Source organism: Roseibium sp. (genome assembly GCF_039982295.1).
GTDB lineage: Bacteria > Pseudomonadota > Alphaproteobacteria > Rhizobiales > Stappiaceae > Roseibium.
In genome coordinates this window covers 1-6,753 of the sequence record NZ_JBDWYP010000079.1, presented here as the reverse complement: position 1 = coordinate 6,753, position 6,753 = coordinate 1, and the positions used below count along the sequence as shown (strand labels likewise).

General features: G+C 54.5%; 2 protein-coding genes and 3 pseudogenes. 3 read left to right on the top strand and 2 right to left on the bottom strand.

Annotation, left to right across the window (positions count from 1 at the left end):
* From ABJZ52_RS15895 to ABJZ52_RS15885, 3 genes and pseudogenes are all read left to right on the top strand, one after another.
* Window positions 1-125 (top strand): annotated as a pseudogene (locus tag ABJZ52_RS15895) (IS630 family transposase); the annotation flags it as partial.
* A gap of 1,146 nt (window positions 126-1,271) precedes the next feature.
* A complete protein-coding gene (locus ABJZ52_RS15890; RefSeq protein WP_348187863.1) occupies window positions 1,272-4,856 on the top strand; it encodes a choice-of-anchor D domain-containing protein in 3,585 nt (1,194 codons plus the stop codon).
* A gap of 185 nt (window positions 4,857-5,041) precedes the next feature.
* Window positions 5,042-5,243, top strand: a pseudogene (locus tag ABJZ52_RS15885) (DDE-type integrase/transposase/recombinase); the annotation flags it as partial.
* 110 nt (window positions 5,244-5,353) lie between these two features.
* Here the strand turns inward: ABJZ52_RS15885 and ABJZ52_RS15880 are convergent.
* Together ABJZ52_RS15880 and ABJZ52_RS15875 are read right to left on the bottom strand one after the other, a co-directional pair.
* A complete protein-coding gene (locus ABJZ52_RS15880) occupies window positions 5,354-6,034 on the bottom strand; it encodes a hypothetical protein (protein WP_348187861.1) in 681 nt (226 codons plus the stop codon).
* A gap of 510 nt (window positions 6,035-6,544) precedes the next feature.
* Window positions 6,545-6,753 (bottom strand): annotated as a pseudogene (locus ABJZ52_RS15875) (integrase core domain-containing protein); the annotation flags it as partial.

The following is a 6,753-nucleotide window of genomic DNA, read 5'->3' as shown; positions in this document are numbered from 1 at the left end:
TCCTCAAAAAAGCCGCTGCCAGAACCGTCGAGGATCTATGGGATGCGACTGCAACGGCAATCGACGCAGTCACTCCCTCAGAGGCGAGAAACTACTTCGCTGCGGCCGGATATGAACCGGAGTAAGTGGGAAATGCTCTAGAGTATTTCCCCGATGACCGACGTCCAGGGGCCCATGAGCGTTTCCACGCGCGCTATTTGGTTATATCCGGAACTTTTTTCCAGGCCATGCGGCCATAGGCCTTGATCACCAAAGCGCAGTATGTCCCCGGCCGGGCCCCGCTTACCGGTATGCGTCACGCCCCCATCAACCCAGAACGTGACATTCCCACGCCGCCGCAAGCTTCCCCTATACTCGGCCCAATTCGTCACACGACGCCCGGACTTCGCAAACTTGTGGCAGCGGGTGGCGTGGTGTTTGAACGGCATTCACGAAAATTCAGAAATCAGACAACGCCGAGCACGTGGGCCAGCAATCCGATTAATGCAACAACGCCGCCGTCACCACTCGGAATGCCCCTGTGAACTCTTTACACACATTTTCACTCCCCATCCCGACCTATGGAGCGAAACAAGTATTCATGCCGTACATAATCTCTCCCTTCATTACTTCATGCAGCGCCTGCTAATACTTAAAAATTTTTTGCCATGATAGATTTTTTAATCCCAAAACTGCAATTTATACGCACATCGATAAAATATACACGTAAGTAAATACTCTTAGAGCGACTCCGTCGATGGTAAATTAAGCGTTAAACAAATTAATAATCAACATATAGTCCCTTATTTCTTCTTCCTACCGATTAAAAAAATGTTTTAAAAATATTATTTTTCAAGCCACAAACTTTACTCAACGTTCTTTGAAATATAACAATTTTTCAAATCGTATAATTCTTATGATGCGAGGTTAGTATTTATTACAGTAGGTTAAATACTCATGTTGATATGCAAGAAAATAGACAGTCGCCGTGTAGTGTCAAGTGATGCAGACGGAGTTGCGCGCAATTGAGACGGATCTGCCATCGGCACGAGAGAATAGCGGCCGACTTGATGCGCGTTATGTCAAGGCAGGTTTTGCTCTTGGTATTTGTCGGACACTTCACATTGTCCGATACACCTGCAAACGCAGCCAGCATTGAATGCGGCCACCTTCTAAACAACGGTGACGGGGCGGCTATAGACCTAGATGGCCCCTCTTGCATACGAAACGGAGCCGCACAAGATATCAATATCCTCAACCTTACAGGCAGCGGGACGGGGATCAGGTTTTCAATGGGCGCGGGTGTTACGGATGTGTCATTCACGGGCACATATCCATCCGTCGTCAATACGGCCCCCGTTTACGACGTGGAGTGCCTCACCGCGGACACATGCAATTTCAGCCTGAACGCCACCTACGACGGTCAACCGGTCACACTGCAAGTGCGAAAATATCTTGGATTAAATTACGTTAACGTTGGCAATGGCTCCTACGGACTGGATCCTGAAATCGACATCCTGGGGCGGGGCAGATCGATCGCTGACGGGGATACATCGCCAACCACCTCCGATTACACGGATTTCGAAGATGTGGTAGTCGACGGGGTTCCTCTTGCTCGCACATACACGATCAGGAACACTGGCTTTGCAGATTTGTCCCTGACCAATGTGACGTCCGACAACGCCTTCTTTGTGGTGAGTGGAACGACAAGTGGGACGGTGGCGGTATCCGACTCGGTAACATTCACGGTGACCTACACACCGGAGGCTCGAGGAACACATGATGCAACAATTACAGTGACATCAGATGACGACGACGAGGGTACCTATACGTTCGATATCGCAGGCAGAGGCATCACGCCGGAAATCGATATCGAAGGCAACGGGATCACCATTCTCGACGGCGACACTTCACCATCTACCCTCGATGGAACTGATTTCGGCGGGGTCCTGGTTGCTGGCGGTTCGAACGCCAACACGTTCACGATGCGCAACACCGGGCCGGACAGGATGACGGTTAACAGCGTCAGTTCCTCCGATCCGACCCAGTTCAGCGTCAGCGGTGTGGTCGGCGGGACGCTTATTTCGGGTGGGGCGAATTCATTTACCGTGCATTTCAATCCAGCGTCCGCGGGAACCCATAACGCGGTCATCACCGTTCAATCGATTGATGCCGACGAAGGTACCTACACCTTTTCGATCACGGGTGAGGGAACCGAACCGGAGAGCAATATCCAGGGAAATGGCGTTTCCATCGTCAATGGCGACAATTCGCCGGACAGTGCTGACGATACGGATTTCGGGAGTGTTGCCGTGGCCGGCGGCAGCAATCCGAACACGTTCACGATCCAGAATACGGGAACGGGCGACCTGACGCTCACCAGCGTCACTTCGTCGGACAACACCCAGTTCGCGGTCAGCGGCACGACGAGCGGGACGATCGCCGCCTCGGAATCGGCGACCTTCACCGTGACGTTCGACCCGACGTCGGCCGGGCCCAAGTCGGCGACCCTCACGGTGAACTCGAACGATGCCGATGAGGGCGCCTATACATTTGATGTCGAAGGTGTGGGGACATCGGCGCCCGGGTTTGCGCAGGCGTTGGCCCCCTCATCCATCCTGAAGGGAGAGACTTCGACCGTCACCTTCACGATCGATAACTCCGCCAATACGTCCGCGGCCACCTCGCTCGATTTCACGGACAACCTGCCCGCCGGTGTGACCGTCGCGAGCCCGGCGAACGTGTCGACGACCTGTACCGGGGGAACCTTGACGGCGACCAGCGGCACAGACTTGATTTCCTACACTGGCGGTACCGTCGGGGCAGGGGGCACCTGTACGATCAGTGCCGATTTAACCGCTGCCAACGACGGAGTCTACAGCAATACAACAGGTGATCTGACCTCCAGGTTCGGCAATTCCGGGACGTCCAATGCCTCGCTGACCGTCGCTTCTTCGGAAATCGCGGTTTCGTCTTCCGAAAGCGGGGCGGTCAGCGACGGCGGTACGGATACGGTCGGCTCCACGCCGAGCCCCGGCACCGCGGCAACGATCACCTACACGATCACCAACTCGGGCACGGACGCCCTGTCGGTGACCACGCCGACCGTCGGCGGCAACGTCAGCGCCGCGAGTAACGTCACGGTCAACAGCCTGACCCTGGGCTCGACGACGGTTGCCAGTCTCGGCGGCACGACGACGCTCGTCGTCAATTACACAGCGTCAGCGGCGGGTGCCTTCTCTTTTGCATTGAGCGTTGCCAACGACGACGGCGATGAAAACCCGTTCAACCTTACTGTCAGCGGCTCTGCGGCCAGCCCGGCGTCGACGCTGACGGCAACCTCGGGCTCGGGTCAGTCCGCTGAGGTCGGCGCCCAATTCGAGAACGTGCTGGTCGCCACCGTGACGGATGCCGGCAGTAGCGGAGTGGCCGGGGTGGATGTCACGTTCACTGCGCCCTCGACCGGCGCTTCGCTCACTTTCGCCAGTACGGGAACCAACACCGAGACCGTCACGACCGGAGCGGACGGGACGGCGACAAGCTCGGCGATGACCGCCAATGAAACGGCTTCAAGCTACGATGGCGGCGGGGCGCTCACCCCCTATTCGGTGACCGCGAACGCCTCCGGTCTGACCAGCGTTGCCTTTTCGCTCACGAATGACCGGGATTCGCAAGCAGATATCCAGAAAACCAAGGAGGTCATCGCCTCCTTCGTCACCGGCAGGGCGAACGCAATCGTCGCCGGTCAGCCGGATCTGGTCTCCAGGCTCACCGGCGGCCCGTTCGGCCGGCAATCCGGGCGAAACGGTTTCAATTTCAAAGTGACGCCCTATTCCCAGTCCGGAAGCTTCCAGTTCTCACTGCGGGCGTTCGCTAACGTCATTCGCACGGGCCGTTCCGATCAGCCCGCTGCAGGTAATGCCGGGGCGGCGCCTTCCCAGGGAACATTAAAGTCGGAGAGATATGCCGTTTTCGATCAGTTCAGCTCATCCGGCAACATGAGCTACACAGCGGTCGCTCCTCCGGTGACGGGAGAAGACACGCTGGCCATACTGAGCAGCAGTAATGCCAGGGCGACGAATGACGCAGCGCAGAATAGTGAAGCAGGTTCGGGTTGGGATTTATGGGCGCAGGGTACCTATGCGGTGACCCGCAACAGCAACAGCGACAGTCGGACCGGACTCTTCTTCGCGGGGCTGGACTACCGATATGGGGATCGGGCGGTCTTTGGTGTGATGGGGCAGCTCGATGTCACCGACGAGAGCAACGACAGCACCTCCGCCGACGGCGTCGGATGGATGGCCGGACCCTATGTGGTTCTCCGCCTGCACCAGAATTTCTATCTGGATGGCGTCATGACCTATGGCCAGTCCTACAACAGCGTCAACGCGCTGGGACTGTTCGAAGACGATTTCAGGACCCAGCGGTTCATGCTGCAGGGAGGCCTGACAGGCGATTTCAGGCTCAACGAGGTCACACGGATCAGCCCGTTCACGCGCATCACCTATTATTACGAAGAGCAGCAGAGCTACACCGATACACTCGGGCTTATCATCCCGTCGCAGGACTTCTACCTCGGACGGCTGGAATTCGGGCCGAAGGTCTCCTTCGACCTGGTCCTTGACGACCGCCTGCTGTTCTCGCCGTTCCTGTCGTTCTCGGGTATTTACGACTTCAACAAGCTTCAGGACAACAGTCCAACCGACGCAACGCTGGCGTCATCAAACGAAAACCTCAGGGCCAGGCTGGAAGCTGGTGCCGGTCTGCTGATCCCCCGGCGAAACATTCAGATCTCCGGCGAAGGGTTCTATGACGGCATCGGAACCGCCGATTTCCATTCCTACGGCGCAACCGTCAACGTCAGGATACCGTTCTGAACAACGGCAAGCCCTTGATGGAGATTGCCAAGCCTCTTGACGTGTTTAAGAGGCCGCTCTCAAAGTAGTTGAGTGATATCAAAAGGCTATGATGGACAAAAAGCGGAGCCAATCTGGCGGGCCCGACCAATATGAACACCCACCTGCTTGTCCTTGGTTTGTGGTGGTCCTTCATCGAAACCCTTCAGGTCAAATACCTGAACAACATCATCGAACAGGACCACCGGTTTATCAAGAAACTGACCAAGCCGATGATGGGCTTCAAGGCCTTTCATTCAGCAACGGGCAACGCTGAGCGGTATTGAAACAGCGCACATGATCCGAAAGTGGCAACTGAACCGGCCGGGTGTACCTGCTTACCGACAGTTCATGGAGCTCGCAGGATAGATGTGTCAAGATAAAGCCACAGATCCAACTACCACTAAACTTCGCGACAGAGCCCGGAAATGCGCGCCTGATGACTTCCGCAACACCGTGGATCCAACCCGACACGTACTTCACAAGAGCGATGCCCAATGGCCTGCCGAACTTGGTCGATCGACACTCTCCATGCTATCATCCTCATCCGAAAGGCAATTGAAACTTTCGTCGACATCGCTGAAGGAAGAATCCTGTTGCAGGTCACTGTCGCGTGTTTGAAAATAATTTTCAAGAGCTTCATCCGGTGACCAATCTTCCGTCGAGGAGGCCTGGTCTTCATCAGGCGCCCCGAAATCATTAGTTGCCATTGTAGATACTGAACATCGTCGCACGTCAAAGATGGCGTTGCGCATTTTTTCTGCTGCGTCTCTGGCAATCATTAGATCTTCCTCTATCAACTCGTTTTTTAAGTACGAGCTATAGTGTTTTGGAAGACATCTTGACGGAGCTTTTCTGAAATGGAGAAATTTAGCGACGTTCTTTGAAAATTCAGTGGCCGTTACTTTGCGACCACTAGATTTGTAGTGAATCACGACGCGTTCATTGTTTTTTTTGCCATTCTGGCCGATTGGCAAGTCAGTAAGAGAAGGATTGGCATTAGAGCTTTCAAAGTTTACTTTCAGTCGCGAAACGTGACCTCTCTCAATACCAGGTATTTTCACTGAACGACTTTGAAAGCGACCCTCACTTTTATCCTGGAAAAAGCGCAATGCTTCTTTGAAGGTTGAATGGATCGTCATTTCCTTGAACGTGCTCATCTTGCCACCGTCACTCTTTATTTTTTTTTGGGGGGGGGGGGGGGGGGTACCAGTTCGTGAAACTGGCGCACCACGATTGCATCCTAACCTTGACTGACCAGCTGCACATTCTTCAAGACGCGAACAGCGGAAAAGCCTAATTCAAGCCGCCTTTGCAGATACTTATTCGTTCCAGCGCCTTTTTGCGAATAACTTCACAAGAACCATTAAACGAAGTTTCCATAGAGAGCTGTGCTGATTAGTGCATGTTGTGCGGTATTGCTGCGTTCTCCAGAGAAGTGGTCGCGAGATTTAGGAAAGCTATGATCGAATCTGGTGTTAGGGCGGTTTGAATGAGGGTGGTGCATCTGGTTGGTTTGCTGTTGCGATACAAGCCACAACTTACAAGAGCGCCACCATAATGGATGACAATACCATCATCGAATTTTCCGATCGAGACGGGGTCAAGGACCCGCTGAGCGTTCTGTCGCAAACTTTTGCTTCGTCGGTTCCGTTTGCGCGTGTTGCGGTTTAGATGTGGTTTCTGATCAGGTTGTTCCGTTTAGTGCCTGAAGTGGCATTTTGCCTTTGATGCCCATGTGTGGCCGCTTAGCGTTGTACCAGTCAAGCCATCTTGGCAGGTCGGCTTCGCGTGTCAGGGACGATTTGAAGGGAATGGCGTAGGCCCATTCCCGCAACATTGTCTGGATGAAGCGCTCGGCCTTGCCGTTGGTTTTGGG